At 66.0% G+C, this 22,220-nt stretch carries 19 protein-coding genes; 9 read left to right on the top strand and 10 right to left on the bottom strand.

Annotated elements, in window-relative coordinates; translation table 11 throughout:
- Nucleotides 1-3: 3 nt before the first annotated feature.
- Entirely contained in the window at nt 4-1,215 is a 1,212-nt protein-coding gene (locus ACKLLE_RS15090) for an efflux RND transporter periplasmic adaptor subunit (RefSeq protein WP_420058397.1), read from the bottom strand.
- A gap of 17 nt (nt 1,216-1,232) precedes the next feature.
- Nucleotides 1,233-2,390, bottom strand: a complete 1,158-nt coding sequence (locus ACKLLE_RS15085; RefSeq protein WP_420058467.1) for a TolC family protein — start codon at nt 2,388-2,390, stop codon at nt 1,233-1,235.
- A 358-nt stretch (nt 2,391-2,748) separates the two neighbouring features.
- Here ACKLLE_RS15085 and ACKLLE_RS15080 point away from each other — a divergent pair, with 358 nt between their 5' ends.
- Nucleotides 2,749-4,080, top strand: coding sequence for an OprD family porin (locus ACKLLE_RS15080; RefSeq protein ID WP_420058396.1), 1,332 nt, complete (start codon nt 2,749-2,751; stop codon nt 4,078-4,080).
- An 80-nt stretch (nt 4,081-4,160) separates the two neighbouring features.
- On the opposite strand, the gene ACKLLE_RS15075 is transcribed toward ACKLLE_RS15080, so the two are convergent.
- The gene (locus ACKLLE_RS15075) at nt 4,161-5,495 is read right to left on the bottom strand and encodes an MFS transporter (protein ID WP_420058466.1); all 1,335 of its coding nucleotides are present in this window, start codon (nt 5,493-5,495) and stop codon (nt 4,161-4,163) included.
- Nucleotides 5,496-5,723: 228 nt separating this feature from the next.
- Nucleotides 5,724-6,425: a GntR family transcriptional regulator gene (locus ACKLLE_RS15070; protein WP_037062423.1), complete on the bottom strand. Its 702-nt coding sequence runs from the start codon at nt 6,423-6,425 to the stop codon at nt 5,724-5,726.
- A 195-nt stretch (nt 6,426-6,620) separates the two neighbouring features.
- Here ACKLLE_RS15070 and ACKLLE_RS15065 point away from each other — a divergent pair, with 195 nt between their 5' ends.
- The 3 genes from ACKLLE_RS15065 to ACKLLE_RS15055 all read left to right on the top strand — a co-directional run bounded on the left by ACKLLE_RS15065 (nt 6,621) and on the right by ACKLLE_RS15055 (nt 10,062).
- Entirely contained in the window at nt 6,621-7,673 is a 1,053-nt protein-coding gene (locus ACKLLE_RS15065) for an aromatic ring-hydroxylating oxygenase subunit alpha (protein ID WP_064303990.1), read from the top strand.
- On the top strand, nt 7,670-8,596 hold the full coding sequence (locus ACKLLE_RS15060; protein ID WP_420058395.1) for a PDR/VanB family oxidoreductase: 927 nt from the start codon (nt 7,670-7,672) through the stop codon (nt 8,594-8,596). Before ACKLLE_RS15065 ends, ACKLLE_RS15060 begins: the two co-directional genes overlap by 4 nt.
- A gap of 422 nt (nt 8,597-9,018) precedes the next feature.
- Entirely contained in the window at nt 9,019-10,062 is a 1,044-nt protein-coding gene (locus ACKLLE_RS15055) for an ABC transporter substrate-binding protein (RefSeq protein WP_064303992.1), read from the top strand.
- A gap of 11 nt (nt 10,063-10,073) precedes the next feature.
- Here ACKLLE_RS15055 and ACKLLE_RS15050 read toward each other — a convergent pair whose 3' ends face one another.
- Both ACKLLE_RS15050 and ACKLLE_RS15045 read right to left on the bottom strand, forming a co-directional pair.
- Nucleotides 10,074-10,616 carry a 2OG-Fe(II) oxygenase gene (locus tag ACKLLE_RS15050; RefSeq protein WP_420058394.1) on the bottom strand — a complete coding sequence of 181 codons (543 nt, stop codon included), beginning with the start codon at nt 10,614-10,616 and terminating at the stop codon, nt 10,074-10,076.
- Nucleotides 10,603-11,301 (bottom strand): 2OG-Fe(II) oxygenase, encoded by a 699-nt coding sequence (locus ACKLLE_RS15045; protein WP_420058393.1) that lies wholly within the window; start codon nt 11,299-11,301, stop codon nt 10,603-10,605. Before ACKLLE_RS15045 ends, ACKLLE_RS15050 begins: the two co-directional genes overlap by 14 nt.
- Nucleotides 11,302-11,598: 297 nt before the next feature.
- Between ACKLLE_RS15045 and ACKLLE_RS15040 the strand changes: the two genes are divergently transcribed.
- The 4 genes from ACKLLE_RS15040 to yfcF all read left to right on the top strand — a co-directional run bounded on the left by ACKLLE_RS15040 (nt 11,599) and on the right by yfcF (nt 16,196).
- Complete coding sequence (locus ACKLLE_RS15040) at nt 11,599-12,318, top strand: gluconate 2-dehydrogenase subunit 3 family protein (RefSeq protein WP_064303995.1); 720 nt, start codon at nt 11,599-11,601, stop codon at nt 12,316-12,318.
- A gap of 37 nt (nt 12,319-12,355) precedes the next feature.
- On the top strand, nt 12,356-14,125 hold the full coding sequence (locus ACKLLE_RS15035) for a GMC family oxidoreductase (RefSeq protein WP_009396361.1): 1,770 nt from the start codon (nt 12,356-12,358) through the stop codon (nt 14,123-14,125).
- Nucleotides 14,126-14,136: 11 nt separating this feature from the next.
- A complete protein-coding gene (locus tag ACKLLE_RS15030) occupies nt 14,137-15,468 on the top strand; it encodes a c-type cytochrome (protein ID WP_420058392.1) in 1,332 nt (443 codons plus the stop codon).
- Between the two features lie 101 nt (nt 15,469-15,569).
- Nucleotides 15,570-16,196, top strand: a complete 627-nt coding sequence (gene yfcF / locus ACKLLE_RS15025) for a glutathione transferase (RefSeq protein ID WP_420058391.1) — start codon at nt 15,570-15,572, stop codon at nt 16,194-16,196.
- A gap of 2 nt (nt 16,197-16,198) precedes the next feature.
- Here the strand turns inward: yfcF and ACKLLE_RS15020 are convergent, their stop codons facing one another.
- Nucleotides 16,199-18,376 carry an ATP-binding protein gene (locus ACKLLE_RS15020; RefSeq protein WP_420058390.1) on the bottom strand — a complete coding sequence of 726 codons (2,178 nt, stop codon included), beginning with the start codon at nt 18,374-18,376 and terminating at the stop codon, nt 16,199-16,201.
- Between the two features lie 259 nt (nt 18,377-18,635).
- Here ACKLLE_RS15020 and ACKLLE_RS15015 point away from each other — a divergent pair, with 259 nt between their 5' ends.
- Nucleotides 18,636-20,375: a SulP family inorganic anion transporter gene (locus tag ACKLLE_RS15015; RefSeq protein WP_420058389.1), complete on the top strand. Its 1,740-nt coding sequence runs from the start codon at nt 18,636-18,638 to the stop codon at nt 20,373-20,375.
- Here the strand turns inward: ACKLLE_RS15015 and ACKLLE_RS15010 are convergent, their stop codons facing one another.
- From ACKLLE_RS15010 to ACKLLE_RS15000, 3 genes are read right to left on the bottom strand one after another with little or no spacing between them, the layout of a single operon-like run.
- Nucleotides 20,376-20,822 carry a DUF421 domain-containing protein gene (locus tag ACKLLE_RS15010; RefSeq protein WP_064304000.1) on the bottom strand — a complete coding sequence of 149 codons (447 nt, stop codon included), beginning with the start codon at nt 20,820-20,822 and terminating at the stop codon, nt 20,376-20,378. It abuts the gene before it with no gap.
- Between the two features lie 9 nt (nt 20,823-20,831).
- Nucleotides 20,832-21,338: a hypothetical protein gene (locus ACKLLE_RS15005; RefSeq protein WP_420058388.1), complete on the bottom strand. Its 507-nt coding sequence runs from the start codon at nt 21,336-21,338 to the stop codon at nt 20,832-20,834.
- 2 nt (nt 21,339-21,340) lie between these two features.
- On the bottom strand, nt 21,341-21,844 hold the full coding sequence (locus tag ACKLLE_RS15000) for a CinA family protein (protein WP_420058387.1): 504 nt from the start codon (nt 21,842-21,844) through the stop codon (nt 21,341-21,343).
- Nucleotides 21,845-22,220: the final 376 nt, after the last annotated feature.

The following is a 22,220-nucleotide window of genomic DNA, read 5'->3' as shown; positions in this document are numbered from 1 at the left end:
GCATCAGTGGCTGTGCTCGGCGGAGGCCTTGCCCAGCTCGGACTTGAGGGTGAAGCTGCCACGGGTGGCGACCAGGTCGCCGGCGGCCAGGCCGTCGAGGACCTCGACGTAGTCGCCGTCGCGGCGGCCCAGGGACACCGGGCGGGTATCGAAGCCGTCGGCGTTGCGCACGAATACCGAGGGCCGTTCTTCCACGCTCTGTATCGCCTCGTGGCGCACGGTGACGGCTGCCGGCGCCACTTGCGTGGCCACCGCGACATTGACGAAAAGCCCCGGCCGCCAGGCGCCATCGGGGTTGGTCAGGGTGACGCGAACGGTGGCGGCGCGGTTCTGCTCGCCCAGCAGGCTGCCGACATAGCCGATGGCGCCGTCCACCGTGCTGCCCAGGTCCGGCGACGAAACGCGCACGGGCCGGCCGCTGGCAACCTTGTCCAGGTCCCGTGGCGGCACGGCGAAGGTGGCCCAGACCCGCGACAGGTCGGACAGGGTGAAGGCATTGCTGGCCTCGCTGACCACCTCGCCGAGGGCCAGGTGCTTTTCCACCACCACCGAATCGAACGGCGCGCGCAGTTCATAGCGATTGCCGCCGACCGCGCCGACCGAGGTGCCCAGCGCGGCGACCTTCTGCCGGGCGTTGCCCAGGCCGATCTCGGCTTCCTGCAAGGCCTGCCGTGCCTGCAGGTAGTCCTGTTCGGCGGAGATGCGCTCCTGCCACAGCTGCCGTTCCCGTTCGAAGGTCACCCGTGCCAGTTCGACCCGGCGCTGCGCGGCCTGCTGCTCGCTGCGCAGGTCGGAAATCTGCTGGCTGGCGATCACCGCCAGCAACTGGCCCTTTTTCACGGTTTCGCCGAGATTGGCATGGACGCTTTCCACCACGCCCGGTACCCGGGGCACGACGTGGGCCGTGCGGTCCTCGTCGAAGCGGATTTCGCCGGGGAAGCTGACCACGCTGCCCAGGTCCCGCGGGGCTGCGGCCTCCAGCTCGATGCCGGCGGCCTGGATCTGCTGCGCGGTGAGCATCAGCCGGCCTTCTTCCTCGTGGCCGGCTTCGCCTGGTTCTTCATGGCCGTGGTCGTCCCGGGCGGCGGTTTTTTCCGCACCGTGGCCGTGCCCGTCGTCCTTGCCGTGGCCGGCGTCGTCATTCCAGGCCAGCCCGGCAAAGCCGAGGGCCGCCGCCACGGCCAGCGCGAGGGCGATCTTGCGAGAGTTGTTCATCGGATGCTCCGTAGGATTCAAAGGATGTCGAGGTCGCCGTAGACCCGCTCGACCCGGGCCCTGGCGTCGCTGGCAGCGGCGAGGGCGGCGAGGTACTGCCCGCGGGCGCCGATCAGGGTGCGCTGGGCGTCGAGCACTTCGATAAAGCCGAACTTGCCCATCTCGAAGCCGCGGGTGGCGGTGTCCACGGCCTGGCGCGCGGCGGGCAGGATGGTGCGGTCGTAGGTCCCCACCTCATCCATCGCCGTGGCCCACTGGTTCAGGGCGCTGCGCGTCTCGCTGCGCAGGCGCAGTTCCACGGCATTGCGCAGGTCGCGGGCCTGGTCGGCGCGGCGCGCGGCGGCCAGGACGTTGCCCTGGTTGCGGTCGAACAGCGGCAAGGGCAAGGACAGGCCGACCACATTGACCCGCTCGCGCTCGGCGCGGTCGTACTGGCTGCCGAGGCTGACGGTCAGGTCGGGAATGCGCAGGGCCTTTTCCGAGCCCAGTTCGGCTTCGTTCTGTTCGATCTGCGCAGCGGCCTGGCGCAGTTCGGCGGTCTGTTCCAGGCGAGCGAGCAGCCGCTCTGCATCCGGCGGCAGGCCCGGCGACAGTGAAGGTGACAGCAGTTGGTCGAAGGTGGCGACAGGACTGCCGATCACCTGTGCCAGCTGCCGCCAGGCCACGTCCTGCTCGCGTTCGGCGCGGCTCAGTTGCAGGCGTGCCTCGGCCAATTGCACCTCGGCACGGGTGGCTTCCACCGGCGAGGACTTGCCCGCGCCGACCTTGCCCGCGACCACGCGCAGGCCACGCTCGGTCAGCTCCAGGGATTGCCGTGCCAGCTCCACCCCCGCCTCGGCGCGCAGGGCGGCATGGAAGGCCTGGGTCACCTCGGCGCGCAGGTCGTTGACCTGCTGTTCCAGGCGAAGTCGAGCGAGGTTCTGGCCGAGGCTGGCGACCTCGATCCGTGCGCCGCGCTTGCCACCCAGTTCCAGCGGCTGGCTAAGGGTCACGGTGGTGGTGCTGGTGTTGCGCCGGGTGTCTTCGACCTCGTAGGACAGTTCCGGATTGGGCATCAGCCCGGCCTGGCGCCGGGCGCCGTCGGCGATGCCGATTTCCTGGCGTGCGGCGGCCATGGCCGGGTTCCGCTCCAGGGCTGCAGCCAGGGCCTGGGGCAGGCTCAGGCTGTCTGCCATGGCCGGCGACGCGGCCAGGGCGGCGCACAGTGAGAGGACGGTTCTGGGCAGTAACGGGAGGCGGGGCACTGACGGTTCCTCGTGCTCGGAAAGCCCGACGGAAACGCCGAAGGTGCCGCCAGGCCCGGTTGAGTGGATGGCGGCACTCTAGGGAGCGGCAGCTATCAGGGGGGTGGCGGCAGGATGACAATTCTGTAATCAGGACAGTCGCCGGCCAACAGCGCGATGACGGGAATGTAATGCCCCGCTCATGCTGGCGTTATCTGTCGTCAGCGATGCTCTGGCCGGGCGAAATCACAATTCCAGCAACGCCCGTCGAACTCACAATAAAAACTGCCGGACCTCGAAGGAGCATTGCATGAATCGCAGGTTACCGTTGTATCTGGCAGCGCTTTGTGCGCTGCCGGCAAGCCAGTTGGTCAGCGCCGCCGAACAGGAGGAGGGCTTTGTCGAAGGCAGCAGCCTGTCGGTGTTGAACCGCAATTTCTATTTCAACCGCGATCATCGCGATGGCCCGGCGCCAACCTATGGGAAGCCGGGGGATAACGGTTATTCCGAAGCCTGGGCCCACGCCGTGATCGGCAGGTTCTCTTCCGGCTTCACCCAGGGTACGGTCGGCTTCGGCGTCGATGCCTTCGCCATGCTCGGCCTGAAGCTCGATAGCGGCGCTGGTCGCAACGGCGGGCGCAGTTCCTTCGATGTGGTGCCGGTGGCGCGTGATGGCCAGGCCCGGGATGAGTACACCAAGGTCGGCGGCGCGGCGAAGGTGCGCTTGTTCGACACTGTGGTGCGGGTCGGTGATGTGTTCCCGGTGACCCCCGTGGTCGCCGCCGGCGACTCGCGCCTGCTGCCGGAAAGTTTCCGTGGAGTGACGGCGGAAAACACCGGTTTCGATGGCCTGACCTTGCAGGCCGGGCGCCTGCATGCCATGAGCCAGCCGGTATCGAGCAACATGCGTGACGGTTTCGTGACCTTCTATGGTGGTGCAGTGGATTCGCCGTGGGTCGCCTATGGCGGTGGTGACTATGCGGTCACCGACAATTTCAGTGTCAGCCTGTACGGCAGTCGTCTCAAGGATGCCTGGAACCAGTACTACGTCGGCACCAGCTTCACTTATCCGCTGGCCGACGACCTGGACCTGATCACCGGCTTCAACGCCTATCGCGCCGTCGACGAGGGCAAGCAACTGCTGGGCGAGTTCGACAACACCCTCTGGAGCGGCAAGCTGGGGTTGCGTTTCGGTGCGCATACCGTGGCCCTGACGCACCAGCGCAACAACGGTGATGATGACTTCGACTACCTGCGCCAGTCGGACTCGATCTTCCTCGACAATTCCATCCAGTACAGCGACTTCAACTCGCCGAAAGAACGCTCGTGGATGCTGCGCTACGACCTGGACATGGCCAGCTACGGCGTGCCGGGGCTGTCGTTCATGACCCGCTATGGCAAGGGCAGCGATGCGGACTACTCCAATGCCAACAGCGTCTACATGCGTCGCGATGGCAATGGCGATCCGCTCACCGACCAGAAGCGCTGGGAGCGGGATATCGAAGTGAAATACGTGGTGCAGGAAGGCGCAGCCAAGGACCTGTCGCTGCGCGTGCGCCAGGCCACCACCCGCGCCACCGCGTTCGAATCCGACCTGGACGAAATTCGCCTGATAGTGGAATACCCGCTGTCGGTACTCTGATTCACCTTGAGAAGCTCCCCTGCTCCTTTGGTTAAAAGGTGGATACGTTTGGCGCCCGTTCGGGCGCCTTTTTTTTGCGCTTATTGCTCCCGGTCCAAGCGCCGGAACACCAGGCCGGCGGCCAGGCACATCAGGCTCACCAGCACCAGGGTGATCTGGATATCGCCGGCCTGTGGCTGCCCGTGCCCCTGCAGCCGCTGGATCGCACCCAGCAGCATCGCCGCCAGGCACACGGCCAGGCTCAGGCTGATCTGCACGCTGGTCGCCGACAGCGTCGCCGCGCTGGCCGAGCGCTCCGGCGGGATATCGGCGTAGGTCAGCGCGCCCATCGCAGTCATTTGCAACGAGCGCGACAGCCCGCCGACGAACAGCATCGACATCACTACCAGCGGTGCGGTGTTCTCGGTAAACAGCGCGCACAGGGCAATGGAAAGCGCCCCCAGTACGGTGTTCCACATCAGCAGGTCGCGAAAGCCGATGCGCCGCGCCAGGGGCACGGAGATGAATTTGATCAGCAGGGCTCCGGCACCGCCGGCGAAGGTCAACAGCCCGGCCTGCAGCGCGCTCATGCCATATCCCAACTGGAACAGCAGCACCAGCAGGAACGGCAGCGAGGCGCTGCCCAGGCGAAACAGGGTGCCGCCCCATAGCACCAGGGCAAAACTGGGAATGCGCAGCAACGACAGGTCCAGCAGCGGCGACGCTGCGCGCCGTGCATGGCGCACATAGGCGCAGGCGAAACCCGCGCCGGCGAGCAGCAACAGGCACGACCATTCCCAGCGCAACGAACCGTGCCCGAGGCTTTCGAATGCCAGCACCAGGCAGGCCAGCGCCGGGCTGCCGAGCAGGAAGCCGCGCAGGTCCAGCGAGCGGGTGCGTTGCCCCGGGTAGTCCGGCACATGACGCAGCACCAGCACTATCCCGAGCAGGCCGATAGGCAGGTTGAGCAGGAAGATCCAGTGCCACGACAACCCGGTCACCAGCAATCCGCCCAGCGGCGGGCCGAACACCGGGCCGAGCAGGGCGGGCATGGTCAGGTAGGCCATGGCCTTGAGCAGGTCGCCCTTGCTCGACCAGCGCAGCAGGATCACCTGGCCCACCGGCACCATCAGCGCTGCGGCCATGCCCTGGCAGAAGCGCGCCAGGGCCAGTTGCCAAAGGCTGGCGGACAGGGCACAGGCCAGCGAGCTAGCCACGAACAGGCCGATGGCGGCGATGAACACCCGGCGCGGCCCAAGCCGTTCGGCCAGCCAGCCGCTGAGGGGGATGAACATTGCCACCGCCAGCAGGTAAAGGGTGACCACCAGGTTCATGCGCACGCTGGGCTCGCCGAAGTCCGCCGCCAGTTGCGGCAGGGCGGTGAGCACGGCGGTGGAGTCGAGCAACTCCATGAACAGCGCGCAGCCGATGATCATCGGCACCTTGCGCTGGAAGGTCGGTGGTGCGTCCGGGCGGGTCAGGGCGTTCAGGTCGTCCGCCTTAGCGCAGGGCGGGTTTCTGGGCGGGACATGGTCGGGGTTCTTCATCACTGGGGATGGCGAACAGGGTAGGGTGCGGAGGGCTGTGTTGTGAAATACCGCTTGGTGCTTTGTTAATAACGATGTTTTGTTTTCATGCAAAATTTACATGTTTTGTCCGTACGGTCATTGAATGATCTTCAACCCTTCCTGGCGTGGCCCGCTGAAGATCTTCATGTACCTGATGGTCACCTGCGCATGCTCGCGCATGATCGCCTCGGCCCGTGCGCCCTGTCCGGCCAGCAGGGCATCGACCAGGGTGTGATGCTGCATGTTGGCGAAATTGAACCGGCGAAACTCCTGGGCCAGGTTGCTGCGGTCCACGGCGATCGAACTCACCGAGGCGAATGGCAGGTGCTCGTTGCGCGACAGCGCTTCGGCCACGGCGGCGTTGCCGCTGGCTTCGATGATGGCCTGGTGGAAGCGCTTGTTGATGTCGTGGTAGGCCGCCAGGTCTTCTTCGCTGACGAAGCCCTTGTCGAACAAACTGTCCGCCTGCTCCAGGCACTCGAGCAATACCGCCCGCGTCGCCATGCTTATACCGCGCTCGGCCGCCTGCCGCGCCGCCAGTCCTTCCAGCACGCCGCGCACCTCCACGGCATTGCCGAGGGTTTGCGCCGTCACTTGCTTCACCGCGAAACCCCGTGCCCCGTGGCGAACCAGCAGCCCTTCCTGTTCGAGCGCGCGCAACGCCATGCGTACCGGCATCCGCGAGACTTCCAGCAATTCGGCGGTGGGTACCTCGGCGATGCGCTCGCCGGGGGCGAACTGCCCGTCGAGGATCATCCTGCGCAGCAGGTTCAATACACGTTGTCCGGATCCACTCACTGCGGCCTCCACGGCCAAAACCCTTCATGCGCGGCACTGTAGCGGCTTTGCCGGCCGCTGCGAAGGGCAGGCGGGAAGAAAAAAGCCGGGCGATTATCGAACCGTTAATGGATCCATTAAGCGTGGATATATTGTGTTTTTATTGGGTTGAATCCAATTTATGGATCCATCACAACAACAAAACGAGCCTGACCCATGCACCCGAAAAACGCCTGGTACGTCGCCTGCACCCCGGACGAGATCGCTGAAAAGCCCTTGGGCCGCAAGATCTGCAATGAAAACATGGTGTTCTACCGTGGCGACCACTCCCGCGTCGCCGCCCTCGAGGATTTCTGCCCACACCGTGGCGCGCCGCTGTCGCTGGGCTTCGTCCGCGACGGCAAGCTGGTATGCGGCTACCACGGCCTGGAAATGGGTAGCGATGGCCGCACCGCCGCCATGCCGTGCCAGCGGGTGCAGGCCTTCCCGGCGATCCGCAGCTTCCCGGTCGAAGAGCGTCATGGCTTCATCTGGGTCTGGCCCGGTGATCCCGCCCGTGCCGACACGGCACTGATCCCTCACCTGCATTGGGCCGAAAGTCCTGACTGGGCATACGGCGGCGGGCTCTACCACATCGCCTGCGACTACCGGCTGATGATCGACAACCTGATGGACCTGACCCACGAAACCTACGTGCATGCGTCGAGCATCGGCCAGAAGGAAATCGACGAGGCGCCGGTCAACACCCGGGTCAATGGCGACGAAGTGATCACCAGCCGCTTCATGGAGAACATCCTGCCGCCGCCGTTCTGGCAGGCCGCCCTGCGCGGCAACGGCCTGGCCGACGACGTGCCGGTGGATCGCTGGCAGATCTGCCGCTTTACCCCGCCCAGCCACGTGATGATCGAAGTCGGCGTGGCCCATGCCGGTACCGGCGGCTACGACGCACCGGCGCATTGCAAGGCCGGGAGCATCGTGGTCGATTTCATCACGCCCGAGAGCGACACCTCGATCTGGTACTTCTGGGGCATGGCGCGCAACTTCAAGGCCGATGACCCGGCGCTGACCGAGACCATCCGCAGCGGCCAGGGCAAGATCTTCGCCGAGGACCTGGAAATGCTCGAGCGCCAGCAGCGCAACCTGCTGGAACACCCGCAGCGCAGCCTGCTCAAGCTCAATATCGATGCCGGCGGCGTGCAGTCGCGACGCATCATCGAACGGATCATCGCCGCCGAGCAGGCACCGGTGATTGCCCGGAGTGCATCGTGATGGAACTGCTGATCAAGGCGATGCGCCTGGAGGGCGAGGACATCGTCGGCCTGGAGCTGGTCCGCGAAGACGGCGCACCGTTGCCCGCGTTCACCGCCGGCGCGCACATCGACGTGCATCTCGACCAGGGGCTGGTCCGCCAGTATTCACTGTGCAACGACCCGCACGAGCAGCACCGCTACTGCATCGGTGTGCTGCATGATGCGGCGTCCCGCGGCGGCTCGCGGGCGGTGCACCAGCGGTTGCGGGTGGGCCAGCGAGTGACGGTCAGCGAGCCGCGCAACCTGTTCGCGCTGGACAGCGGGGCAGGGCGCTCGCTGTTGTTCGCCGGTGGTATCGGCATCACGCCGATCCTGGCCATGGCCCACAGCCTGGCCCGCGAAGGGCGGCCTTTCGCCGTTCACTACTCGGCGCGTTCGGCGCAACGTGCGGCGTTTCTCGACCAGCTCGGCGAACTGCCGGCCAGGTGCTATTTCGACGACGGCCAACGTCTGGACCTGGCTACGGTCCTGGCGAACGAGCCGGCGGATACGCACCTGTATGTCTGCGGTCCGGCAGGTTACATCGACCATGTGCTCGAGGGCGCCCGGGCGCTGGGCTGGGACGAGTCGCGACTGCATCGCGAATACTTCGGCGCAGCGCCGCTGACCCATGCTGAAGACGCGGCCTTCGAGGTGCGCATCCACGCGACGGGGCAGGTCTTCGAGGTGCCGGCGGATCGTTCCATCACCCAGGTGCTGGACGACGCCGGAATCATCATCCCGGTATCCTGCGAACAGGGAATCTGCGGCACCTGCATTACCCGGGTGGTGGATGGCGAGGTGGATCACCGCGACCAGTTCCTCACCGCCGAAGAGCGACGCGGGCAAATGACGCCTTGCTGCTCAAGGGCCCGCGGCGGCTGCCTGGTGCTAGACCTGTAGGAATCACGACGCGTACCTTGTGGGAGCGGGTTCATCGGAGCGCCGAACCCGCTCCCACAAGGTACGCGCCGTGCTTTGGAACTGTTCTTTGCGCGACAACGCAGCCTGAACGGCTGGACGGACTCCCACGGGATCGGGTTGGCCCGTCGGTCACTACAAAGCTTTTTCCTGCCCAGCCCCAACATTTTTAATAATTTGCCTAACCCCCGCTCTGCTCCATCATCCTCCTCACTCGAAGAATAAAAACGACGCGCATTCCACGCGCTCGAAACCCGGCCGGCGCCAGGGCCCGAACAGAAGAGCCCGCGCCCGCCTTACTGCCCTTTCAAGACTGTCTTTGCCAACCATGTCGGGGTCGACGACCCGCGCCTGCTGTTCGCGGCTACCCGGCATTTACCTTGAGTAGTAGGGAGGAAGTGTCGATGTCTTTGAAAATGCGTGCGTGCGCGTTGGCTGTGGTTTCCACTCTGGCGGCGGGCAATGCCCTGGCCGCGACGGACAAGCTCACCGTGATCTCCTTCGGCGGCGCCACCAAGGCTGCCCAGGACCAGGCCTATTTCAAGCCGTTCGAGCAGAGCGGGGCGGGCAAGGTGGTGGCCGGCGACTATAACGGCGAACTGTCCAAGGTGAAGGCCATGGTCAGCGTCGGCCAGGTGTCCTGGGACGTGGTCGAGGTGGAAAGCCCTGAACTGCTGCGCGGCTGCGAAGAGGGGCTGTTCGAGAAGATCGACCCGGCGCTGCTTGGCAACGGCGAGCACTACCTGGCCGATACCGTCAGCGAATGCGGCGTCGCCAGCTATGTCTGGTCGATGGTCATGGCCTACAACCCGGCGAAGCTGTCCTCGCCACCCGCCTCCTGGGCCGACTTCTGGGACACCGCCAAGTATCCCGGCAAGCGCGGCCTGCGCAAAGGCGCCAAGTACACCCTGGAAGCCGCCTTGCTCGCCGATGGCGTCAGCCGTGCCGACCTGTACAAGGTGCTCGCCACCCCTGCCGGCGTGACCCGGGCCTTCGCCAAGCTCGACCAGATCAAGTCTTCGATCCAGTGGTGGGAAGCCGGCGCCCAGCCGCCGCAATGGCTGGCGGCCAATGACGTGGTGATGTCCGCCGCCTACAACGGACGCATCGCCGTGGCCCAGAAGGAAGGCACCCACCTCGGCATCGTGTGGAACGGCGGCCTCTATGACCCCGACCACTGGGCCATCGTCAAGGGCTCGCCGAACAAGGCCCTGGCCGAGAAGTTCATCGTCTTCGCCAGCCAGGCGGCCAACCAGCAGCGCTTCTCGTCGAGCATCCCCTACGGCCCGGTCAACAAGCAGGCGCTGGATGCCTTGCCGCTGGACGTCCAGGCCCAGTTGCCGACCGCGCCGGCCAACCTGGAGCAGGGCCTGCTGGTGGATTCCGGATTCTGGGTGGATCACGGCGAGGAACTGGAAGAGCGCTTCAACGCCTGGGCTGCGCGCTAAACGAAGCGCGCTCACAGCAGATCGAAGAACAGCTCCAGGCCCAGGCGCTCGCCGCTGCGGACCCGGCTGATGGCGTGGCGCGTTGTCACCCGGGAGTGGCGTACCGGGCGGCGGCCGGCGGGAATGATCGCGATGTCGCCCCGGCGCAACGGCACCACGATGGGCCGGGATTGCAGGCGCGGGCGGTGCTCGGTGAGCAGTAGGTCGCCACCGCTGAAGTCCTTGCCGGGAGTGCACAGAAGCGCGCACAACAGGAGCGGAAAAGCCGTCGGCGATTGGCGCAACGGCTGGTGCTCCTGCTCGCGCAGGCGGGTGTAGCGTGAAGGATCCAGCGCACGGCCCGCTTCGCGGCAGCGCGCCTGCAGTGCGGCCAGTTGTGGCGGGTAGGCTTCCTGTTCACTCCAATGGTTGGCTATGCGTGCCAGCGGCGGATAGAAGGTCGTCTTCAAGGTGTTGAGCAGGCCGCAGGAGCCGAACCGATCGGCGTCCAGGTAGCCGGGGAGCAGCAGGTAACCGTCCCGCTCGAGGCCGGCGAGCATGTCAGCGAGCGTCATGGAAGATCACCCCCAGGGTGTGCCGGTTGCCACTCGATACCTGGCTGACACCGTGCCGGACCTGCACCCTGCGCCAACCACCGCGCCGCCCCGGCACTGGCCGTATCGCCACCGGGAAAACCACGCCGTCGCCCTGCTGCAAGGGTACGACCTCGGCGCGGTGCTCCTGGCTGGAATACTCGGTGAGGCAGAATTCGCCGCCCTCGAAATCAACGCCGGGACGTGACAGCAGGATGGCCACCTGCAGGGGGAAGGACAGGTCTCCATAGAGGTCCTGGTGCAGGCAGTTGTAATCGCCGGGCCGGTACTGCAACAGCAGGGGCGTGGGGCGCATCTGGCCTGCCCGGTGACACTGCCGGAGAAAGCCGGAGAGGGTGGGCGGGTAAGACTCCTGGCAATTGAGCCGGCTGTTCCACAGGTTGGCGATCCCGGCAAGCAGGGGATAGATGCGCTGGCGCAGCCGCTCGACCTGCGCAGGCAGTGGATAGCGAAAGTACTGGTATTCACCGCTGCCAAAACCGTGGCGAGACATGACGATGCGCGAGCGGAACCGGTCGCTTTGCGGATACAGGGCGACCAGTTGCCGGCATTCGTCGCCGCTGAGCAGTGCCGGAAGCAGGGCGTGGCCCGTGTTATCCAGGGACTCTACTAGGCTGGGGTTTTCAAAAGAAAAACGGGTCTGCATGCCGTTGCACCTGAGTGGGATGGACTCAGTTTGTCGAGGCAGCAGGACCAGGACACTCCGTTCCTTGCGCTGGTTTTGCGCAACCCGACCGAACTTCCCCGGACATCCCGCGGACAAAGCCATAGCAACGCCGGTTTTGAAATGTCTTGTAACAAGCGAGGCAGGCCAGGCCGGCCACTTTGCCCGTGATGCCAACGCCTGCCCATCGATACCCGCAAGAAGCGCGGCGCCCAGCCCGCCAGGTCGATATGCAGCACGCCATCCGGGTTCCCTGCGCAAGGTAATAGGTGAACCTGCATGTTGTCAGCCAAGCAAACCTCGCGAAGGAAGTTCCTGCTATCTTCGCTGATCGCTTTGCCCGCCATGGGCATCGCCCTCGACGGCCTGAGCGCGGCCGTGGCGGCGGAGATCATCGCGCCGAGCCTCGACAGCTACACCCCGGTGTTCTTCAGCGCCGCCGAGTGGACCTTCATCAAGGCCGCCTGCGACCGCCTGATCCCCGCCGATGGCCGCGGCCCCGGCGCACTCGAATGCAACGTGCCGATCTTCATCGACCAGCAACTGGCCGGCGACCTGGGCAGCGAGGTCTATCTCGAAGGCCCCTTCGACCTGAACGCGCCCGCCACCCTCGGCTACCAGTTGCCCTTCACCCCGCAGGAGGTCTACCGCAAGGGCATCGCCGCCCTGGAGCGCGCGTGCCAGGCCAGCCACGGCACGCATTTCGCCTTGCTCGACCTGCCCACCCGCGGGCAGGTCCTGGGCCAGTTGCAGAACGGCCAGATCGATTTCGCTGCCCACGGCGAGCCGGTGCTGCCGGGCAAGCTGCTGTTCACCGACCTGCTCAACCACACCCGCCAGGGCTGGCTCGCCGATCCTATCTATGGCGGCAACAAGGGCATGAAGGCGTGGATCGCCATCGGCTTTCCCGGTGCCCGTGCCAGCTATCTGGAATGGGTGACCCAACACAACGTGGCGTATCCGCTCGGGCCGGTGAGCCTGAGTGGCGAGCGCGCCTGAAGCCGTTATCCGGCGCCACAGCATTCAAGGGGCAAGCATGAGCAGCATGAGCAATGATGAAGTCGATGTGGTCGTGGTCGGCCTGGGCTGGACCGGTTCGCTGATGAGCATCGAGCTGGCCCAGGCGGGGCTCAGGGTGCGCGCCCTGGAGCGCGGCGCCGACCGGCCCAACGCCGATTTTTCCTACCCCAGGCCAGCGGACCAGTACGCCTACGGCCTGCGCAACAAGGTCATGGTCACGCCCCGGGACGGTGCCCTGACCGTGCGCCATGACCTGGCCGGCAACGCGCTGCCGACCCGGCAGTGGGGCGCCTTCGTCCCGGGTACCGGCGTCGGCGGCTCCGGCCTGCATTGGACCGGCGTGCTGATCCGCCCCACGCCGACCGATATCAAGCTCAAGACCTATGCCGACCAGGCCTACGCACCGGGCAGCCTCGACGAGCGCATGCAGATCCAGGATTACCCTTTCACCTGGGACGAGATCGAGCCGTACCTGGACCGCTTCGACAAGATCTGCGGCCTGTCCGGCAACACCGGCAACCTGCGCGGGCAGATCATCGCCGGCGGCGACCCGTTCGAGGGCCCGCGTTCCAGCCCGTTCCCGCTGCCGGCGCTGGAAGACACGCTGAACAACAGGATGTTCGCCGAGGCCGCGCGCAAGCTGGGTTACCACCCGTTCCCCAACCCCTCGGCCAACGTTTCGCGCCCGTGGAAAAACCCCTACGGCAACCAGATTGCGCCGTGCAACTACTGCGGCTTCTGCAGCAAGTACCCGTGCCTGAACTATTCCAAGGCCTCGCCGCAGACCGCCGTGATGGACGCCCTCACGCGCATGGACAACTTCGACTACCGCACCGGCTGCAACGTGCTGCGGGTCGATCTGCACCCCGACGGCAAGACCGCCCGCGGCGTTACCTACGCCGATGCCCAGGGCAACGAGGTGTTCCAGCCGGCGAAGATCGTCATCCTGGCCGGCTTCCAGTTCGTCAATGTGCGCCTGATGCTGCTGTCGGGTATCGGCAAGCCCTATGACCCGCACACCGGCGAGGGCGTGATCGGGCGCAACTACGCCTTCCTCAGCGTCGGCGGAGCGACGCTGTTCTTCAAGGACAAGCACTTCAATCCCTTCGCCACCGCCGGCGCCACCGGACAGATGTTCAACGATATCTCCCCGGGCAATTTCGATGGCCCGGGACTGGGCGTGATCGGTGGGGCAAAGATCCACAGTTCCCAGGCCACCGGCACGCCCATCGGCACCTCGCTGCCGTCGGGGACGCCGGAATGGGGCCAGGGCTGGAAGGAGGCGATGCAGGACTGGTATGGCCATTCGATGACCATCAACATCTCCACCGGCTGCATGTCCTATCGCGACCACTATGTGGACCTCGACCCGACCTACAAGGACCCGTGGGGCCAGCCGCTGTTGCGCATCACCTTCGACTGGAAACCCAACGAACTGAAGCTGCAGCAGTACCTGCGCGGCATCGTCCTCGACATCACCCGGGAGCTGGGGCCGGACAGCTACAGCGAAAACTTCCTGGGCATGGACTCGCACTGGGATATCACCAAGTACGTGTCCACGCATAACGTCGGCGGCGCGATCATGGGCGACTCGCCGAAAACCAGCGCGCTCAACCGCTACTTGCAGAGCTGGGATGTGCACAACGTCTTCGTCCCCGGCGGCAATGCCTTCCCGCAGAACTTCCAGGCCAACCCCACCGCGCTGATCGGCGCCCTGACCCTGATGTCGGCCCAGGCCATCAAGGAGCAGTACCTGAAGAACCCTGGCCCGTTGGTACAGGCCTGAGGAGCGCGACCATGACAACCCGATCCCGTCCACTGCTGTTGTCGCTGTGCCTGGTCCTGCTGGTCGGGGCCCTGCTGGCCTGGCTGGTCGCCGGGCTGCTCAACCGGTCCGGGGATGCCGCCGAGCAGATGTCCCAGGCGGTCACCCCCGAGCTGCTGGACAAGGGCGCCTACCTGGCCCGCGCCGGCGACTGCGTCGCCTGCCATACCGCCCGCGAGGGCGGCAAGCCGTTCGCCGGCGGGCTGGGCATTGCCTCGCCGATCGGCACCATCTACTCCACCAACATCACCCCCGACCCGGACACCGGCATCGGCCGCTGGACCTATGGCCAGTTCGAACGCGCCGTGCGCCGCGGCATCGGCCACGACGGGGCTGCGCTGTACCCGGCCATGCCGTTTCCGTCCTACGCCCGCCTGACCGACGCCGACACCCGGGCGCTGTACGCCTGGTTCATGCAGGGCGTACCGGCGGTGCGCCAGGAGAACCGTGCCAGCGACATTCCCTGGCCGCTGTCGATTCGCTGGCCGCTGGCCTACTGGCGCGCGTTGTTCTCGCCAGCCCCCGAGTCGGTGGCAAGCAGCGAGGCGGCCGTCAACGGCGACGACATCGCTCGCGGTGCCTACCTGGTCCAGGGCCTGGGGCACTGTGGCTCGTGTCACACCCCGCGGGCCCTGACCCTCCAGGAAAACGGCCTGGACGAGCGCGCGGTCGCTTATCTCACCGGTACCGAACTCAATGGCTGGAACGTCCCGGCCCTGCGCGGCATGCCGCACTGGAGCGAGGACGAGATCGCCGAGTACCTGGGCAGCGGGCGCAATGCCAAGGCCTCGGTAGCAGGGGAGATGACCGACGTGGTCGCCAACAGCACCTCGCACCTGAGCGATGCCGATCTGCAGGCCATGGCGGCCTATCTGAAGTCGCTGGACCCGGGGCAGGCGAGGGCTCACCGAGCCGACGTCGAGCGTGCCGGGGCCACGGCGCGCAAGCTTGCCGCTGCGCGCGACCTCAGCCTTGGCGAGCGCCTGTACCTGGATAACTGCAATGCCTGCCACTTTGTCTCCGGCAAGGGCGCGGAGCGGGTCTTCCCGCAACTGGACGGGGCCACGGTGGTCACCGCCGACAAGCCGGACGCGCTGTTGCACGTGATCCTCGCCGGCGCGGCCACGCCCTCTACCGAGCGCGCGCCATCGGTGCTGCCGATGCCAGGTTTCGCCAAGCGCCTGAACGATGCCGAGGTCGCGCAGTTGGCCACGTTCCTGCGCCAGGGCTGGTCGAACCGTGCTCCGGCGGTGAGTGTCGAGCAGGTGGAGCGGGTGAGGGCGGGAATCGTCGGGCAGCCGTAGGCCAGCCCTATTCCGCCCTGGAATACCCCCATGAAAAGCTTGAATTGTATTTCCCTCGAAAAACCTCATAGCGTGATCTCCTCAACCAAGGAGATTGCGCCATGAGTCAGCTGCGCCTGTTCGTCGATGCCCGCTACACCAGCCCTTATGCCATGTCGGTGCATGTCACCCTGCGGGAAAAGGGCCTGGATTTCGAAACCGTGCCGGTCGACCTCGACCAGGGGCAAAACCAGGCGGATGGCTACAGCCGGCTGTCTCTCACCCAACGGGTACCCACCCTGGTCCATAACGGTTTCGCCCTGTCCGAGTCCTCGGCCATCAGCGAATACCTGGAAGACCTGTATCCCGAATGCCCGGTCTATCCCCGCGATCCGCTCCAGCGCGCCCGCGCCCGGCAGGTCCAGGCCTGGTTACGCAGCGACCTGATGCCGATCCGCGAAGAGCGTTCCACCCTGGTGGTGTTCTACGGCGTGAAGCAAGGGCCGTTGTCGACGGCGGGGCAGGCGGCGGCAGGCAAGCTGATCGCGGCGGCGCAGGCGTTGTTGCCGGAGGGGGCGGAGTATCTGTGCGGGGAGTGGTCCATCGCCGATGCGGACCTGGCCGTGATGCTCAACCGGCTGATCTTCAATGGCGATGAAGTGCCGCAGCGGCTGAAGGATTATGCGGCGCGGCAGTGGCAGCGCGCGTCGGTGCGGGAGTGGGCGGAAAAGGTGCGGCCGGCGTTGTAATCTCAAGCCCTGATCATTTCCCGCACCCGCTCTGCCAGCGCTTCCAGGGCGAATGGCTTGGTCAGCACCTGCATCCCCGGTTCGAGTTGCCCTTCGCCGATGGCGGCGGTCTCGGCATAGCCGGTGATGAACAGTACCTTCAGGTCCGGCCTGGTCATTCGCCCGGCATCGGCCATCTGCCGGCCATTCATGCCGCCGGGCAGGCCGACATCGGTGATCAGCAGGTCGATGTGCACGTCCGAGCGCAGCACCTTGAGCCCCGACAGGCTGTCGCCCGCCTCGATAAGGCTGTAGTCGAGATCGCCCAGCGCATCCACCAGCAGCATGCGCACGCTGGGTTCGTCGTCGACGATGAGAATGGTTTCCCCGGATACGCTCGGCATCATCGCATTGAGATCGCTTCCGGCGTTTTCCTCGTCGAGGGCGCCCTGGTAACGCGGCAGGAGGATCTGCACGCTGGTGCCGCCACTCGATTCCGAGCTGATGCGCACCTGGCCACCTGACTGCTTGGCGAAACCGTAGATCATCGACAACCCCAGCCCGGTGCCCTGGCCGATCGGCTTGGTGGTGAAGAACGGGTCGAACGCCTTGGCGAGGATGTCCGGAGTCATGCCGATGCCAGTGTCGGCCACCGTCAGCAGGACGTATTCACCCTCGGCGATTTCCTGGGCCCGGGCACCCTCGGCATCCAGGCTGGTGTTGGCGGTTTCGATGCGGATGCGCCCGCCATCGGGCATGGCGTCGCGGGCATTGATGCACAGGTTGAGCAGGGCGTTTTCCAGTTGGCTGGCGTCCACCAGGGTCGGCCACAGGCCGGGGGCTGCCAACGTCTCGACGGCGATGCCCGGGCCCACGGTGCGCTGGATCAGTTCGCCCATGCCCTGCATCAGCCGGTTGACGTCGGTGGGCCGCGGGTCGAGGGTCTGCCGGCGGGAGAAGGCGAGCAGCCGGTGGGTCAGGGAAGCGGCGCGCTTGACCGCGCCCTGGGCAGTGTCCAGGTACTTGTCCAGCTCCTGGATACGGCCCTGGGCGATACGGGTCGCCATCATTTCCAGGGCGCCGGAAACCCCCGCCAGCAGGTTGTTGAAGTCGTGGGCGATACCGCCGGTGAGCTGGCCGACCGCTTCCATTTTCTGCGACTGGCGCAGTTTCTCTTCGGCTTGCATCAGCTCCAGGGTGCGCGCGGCGACCCGCTGTTCGAGGGTTTCGTTGAGGCTGCGCAATGCGGCGATGGCGCGGTCGCGCTCGGCCTCCACCGAGCGCCGCTCCTCGACGTCGATCACCACACCCGGCAGGCTGCTAGGGCTGCCGTCCTCGGCACGATCGACGCGGCCATTGGCTTCGATCCAGTAATAGCGGCCATCGCTGCGTTTGACCCGGTATTGATGGGCATAGGGCTTGCCGCTGGCAATCACCGCGCCGATGGCTTCGGTCAGGCCGTTGCGGTCATCCGGGTGCACCGATTGCAACACCTGCTCCAGGGTCAGGCCCTCGGTGCCCCAGGCCGGATCCAGGCCGCAGGCACGGGCGAAGGCCTCATCGATGCTGAACCGGCCGTTGTTCAGGTCCCAGTGCCAGGTACCGATGATCGCGCCGGCGGCCAGGGCCAGTTGCACCCGTTCGATGTTCTGCCGGGCCAGGGCCTCGCTGCGGCGCAGGCGCTCCTCGGCGTTGCGGCGTTCGGTGACGTCGCTGAAGATGATCGCGATCAGGCGCTCCTCGGGTTCGCCGACCTTGACCGCGCGCACGTCGAACCAGCGCTTGAAGGCCTCGGCATAGCTTTCGAAGGTGGCCGGCTCGCCGGTCCTGGCCACATGGCCGTAGGTCTGGAACCAGAAATCCTCCAGGTCCGGAGCGAACTCGGTGACCCACTTGCCGCGCAGATCGACCCCGGCCTGGCGTTCGAAGGCCGGGTTGGCCTCGACGAACTGGTAGTCGATGGGGCGGTCATCGGCGTCGAACTTGACCTTGACCAGGGCGAAGGCCGACTCGACCGTTTCGAGGATGGTGCGAAAGCGTTCCTCGCTCTTGCGCAAGGCGACCCGGGCCTTGTGCATGGCGGTGGTTTCGAAGGGTTGGTAATGGGCTGACGGCGGGTCGGGATCGAGCCCCGCATTCTCCAGGGCCATGCGCAAACGCAGGATTTCCGCCTCCAGCGCTTCACGGGTCAGGTGCTTCATCGCGTTCCACCGGTGTTTCTTTTCATTCGTTCTTGCCCGCAGGGCCAGGGAGCCAGCCGGCGTTGGACTGGCGCGCGCGCCGGGACGTTCCGCTTCGGCAGGGGAAAACCACAGGTTGCCTGCTGCCTTGATGTTCTAGCACAGCCGTGCTGGCAATTGAATATTGCCCAGCGCACCAAAGATTGACCGCCGCCGGCTGCGGGAGCCAATAACCTTGCTAGATTTGCTCAGGCGTTCTGCTCGTCGCCCAAGGAAATCTATGCAGCCTCCATCGTCCAAGCCCGCCGCGCCCCCTGGCAAACGTGATTGGCAGCGCTGGCTGCCGGGCCTGCAGGTGCTGCGCAGCTACCCGCTTGCCTGGTTGCCCAGGGACCTGCTGGCCGGCCTGGTGCTCACCGCCATGCTGGTCCCGGTGGGCATCGCCTATGCCCAGGCCTCGGGGGTGCCGGGCATCCATGGGCTGTACGCGACCATCGTGCCGCTGCTGGCCTATGCCCTGTTCGGGCCGAGCCGGATCCTTGTGCTCGGCCCCGATTCGGCCCTGGTCGCGATCATTATTGCCGTGGTGTTGCCGTTGTCCGGCGGTGATCCGCTCAGGGCGATCACCCTGGCCAGTGCCACGGCCCTGGTCTCGGGCCTGGTCTGCCTTGCGGCCGGGATACTGCGCCTGGGTTTCATCACCGAGCTGCTGTCCAAACCGATCCGCTACGGCTACATGAACGGCATCGCCCTGACCGTGCTGATCAGCCAGACGCCCAAGCTGTTCGGCATCAGCGTCGACAGCGAAGGGCCGGCGCGGGATATCTGGCACCTTGTCCAGGCCCTGCTCGACGGCAAGGCCAACTGGCATGCGTTTGCCGTAGGCGCCGGCAGCCTGGCGATCATCCTGCTGCTCAAGCGCTTCGAGCGGGTGCCCGGAATGCTGGTCGCCGTAGTGGCTGCGACGCTGGTCGCGTGGTCGTTGCAGTTCGAAGCCAGGTACGGCGTCAAGGTCACCGGCTCGTTGCCCCAAGGCTTGCCGGGGTTCGCCTTTCCGTTGATCGACGCTGCCGATGTGCAGGCGATCCTGATCGGCGGCTTCGCGGCGGCGCTGGTGTCTTTCGCCGATACCAGCGTGCTGTCGCGCACCTATGCCGCCAAGACCCGCACGCCAGTGGATGCCAATCAGGAAATGATCGGCCTGGGCATGGCCAACCTTGCCACCGGGCTGTTCCAGGGCATTCCTGTCAGCAGCAGTTCGTCGCGGACCCCGGTGGCCGAGGCGGCCGGGGCGCGTACGCAGATGGCCGGGGTGTTCGGTGCGCTGGGGGTGGCGCTGTTGCTGCTGCTGGGGCCCGACCTGCTCAAGCATCTGCCCGGCAGCGCCCTGGCTGCCGTGGTGATTGCGTCCGCCATCGGCCTGTTCGAGTTCAAGGACCTGCGGCGCATTTACCGTATCCAGCAATGGGAGTTCTGGCTGTCGATCACCTGTTTCGTCGGTGTCGCCGTGCTCGGCGCGGTGCCAGGCATCGGCCTGGCGGTAGCGATCGCGGTGATCGAGTTTCTCTGGGATGGCTGGCGTCCGCACTACGCCGTACTCGGGCGGGTCGCCGGAATTCGCGGCTATCACGACGTCAGCCGCTACCCGCAGGCGCGGCTGGTGCCGGGGCTGGTGCTGCTGCGCTGGGATGCGCCGCTGTTCTTCGCCAACGCGGAGCTGTTCCAGAACTCTGTACTGCACGCGGTGCAGCAGGCACCCGGGCCGGTGCGACGGGTCGTGATCGCGGCAGAGCCGGTGACCAGCGTGGACGTGACCTCGGCCGACATGCTGGTCGAGCTGGAACAGAGCCTGCGCGGGCAGGGGATCGAGCTGCGCTTCGCCGAGGTGAAGGATCCGGTGCGGGACAAGCTGGAGCGCCTCGAAGTGCTGGCGCATATCGGCCGGGACGTATTCCAGCCGACGGTGGAAGCGGCAGTGGATGTGTATCTGGAGGAACATCAGGTGGCCTGGAAGCCCTGATCACGGTTCCTGCGGGATCACTGAAATCTTGCCGTTGCGCTCCACGATCGCGAACTTGATCTGCTCCACCCGTTCGATGCCCTGGCTGTCGCGCGCCGATTCCAGGATGTCGTCCTCGGTCAGGCGTGCCCGGCGCATGCGCTGGTGGAGGAAGCGGCCGTGCTCGACCACCAGCGTGGCATGGCCGTCCAGCAGCCGGGCCAGGCGGCGCGAGTTGAGCTTGGCCAGCGACAGCCCGACGTCCAGAGCGATCAGCGTGGCGATGACCAGCATGGCGTTGATGAAGGAGAAGTCGTCGCCCAGCAATGCCTGCTGGGTGGCTTCGCCGATGATCAGCAGCAGGACGAAGTCGAAGGTGGTCAGGTCGGCCAGGGAGCGGCGCCCCGCGATGCGGAATACCAGCATCAACGCCAGGTACATGCCTGCGGCGCGGAGAATGGAATCCATGGCTGGCTCCTAGGGAAAGAAAAAGGTCGAGAAGGTTGTGGTGCTGCCCTGGCCAAGGCCGACGCGTCCTTCCAGGCGGCCCACATGTTCGCTGCGCAGGGTCAGGTACAGCGTCGCGATGCCATCCTCGCCGGTGCCCAGGCGCATGAGGATTTCCTCGCCGCGGGACTGTGCCGACAGCGGCTCGGGTTGCAGGGTCTCGATGCTGGCTTCGCGCAGCAGCGAGCCTCCAAGCAGCAGCTGCACCGGCTGGCCCGGGGTGCCACGGACCTGGATGCGCATGCTGTCGGTGGTGCCGCTGCGGCTCAGGCGCTGGTACTCCACGCGAACGCGCCCGTCGGCGCTGGTGGCGTCGGCATCGCTGAGCGGACCGTTGCCGAACAGGCCGGCCAGGGCCAGCAGCACGATCAGCACCAGCACGTACCAACCGACCCGCTCGAAGCGCCAGACCCGCTGCTGCAGGCTCATGTCTTCCTCGACCGGGTAATGGCGCGAGACCAGCTCGTCGTCGTTCATGGTCAGGCACGCTCGCCGCGCAACCAGCGCTGGTGGTAGTGCTCAAGCTGGGTCAGGCCGAACAGCGCGCCCTGGCGCATGACCTCGGCACGCTCGCCGAAGAAACGCTGGCTACGGGTGAAGGTGGCAAGCGGTTCGCCGGCGAAGGCCCAGGCAAAGCACAGGGTGCCTGGCTGGATGCTGCCTTCGCCCTCGGGGCCGGCGATGCCGGTGGTGGCGATGGCGACATTCGCCTGGCTGTCGCGCAGGGCGCCGCGGGCCATTTCCCAGGCCACTGCTTCGCTGGTCAGGCCATAGCGATCGATGGTCTCCTGGCTGACGCCGAGCAGGCGTTTCTTGGCACTCGGCGAATACACCACATAACCGCTTTCCAGCACTTCGCCGGTACCGGGTATCGCGGCCAGCATGGCCACCATGTCTCCCGCCGTGCAGGACTCGGCGGTGGTCAGGATCAGTTGGTGATGCTTGAGGTATTCGAGCACGCTCTCTACTGGATCTTTGGTCATCGTCATGCACCCTGTTGCTGTTTTGCGGTTGACGCAACGGCCCGGGGGTTGGTTCCAGCGAAGAGCGTGGGTATCTAGGCATCTTTCTGAATAGTGGTGGCTACGAGGTGCCCGTCTGAGAACCGCGTTATGGCCACCAGGCGCACGCCGGGAGATCTTCAGCGCCCTTGAGATCGAGCGCCGCCCGCGCGGCGCATCGCCGGCAACGCCGGCTCCCACATTTTGTTGAAACGTGCCTATGCCTGACAGGCCATAGTGATCGCCTTGTTTGTACGACGCGATACCGCGTCGAGCCCAACAGTCTCCCCGCAGTAGATCGCCGAACATCCAAAGGCTGGCAGCGCAGATTTCACAGGCCATGGCACGTTGCAACAAA

Origin of the sequence: Pseudomonas bharatica (genome assembly GCF_048586865.1) — a bacterium.
Classification (GTDB): domain Bacteria; phylum Pseudomonadota; class Gammaproteobacteria; order Pseudomonadales; family Pseudomonadaceae; genus Aquipseudomonas; species Aquipseudomonas bharatica.
This window is presented reverse-complemented; position numbering and strand designations above follow the sequence as displayed.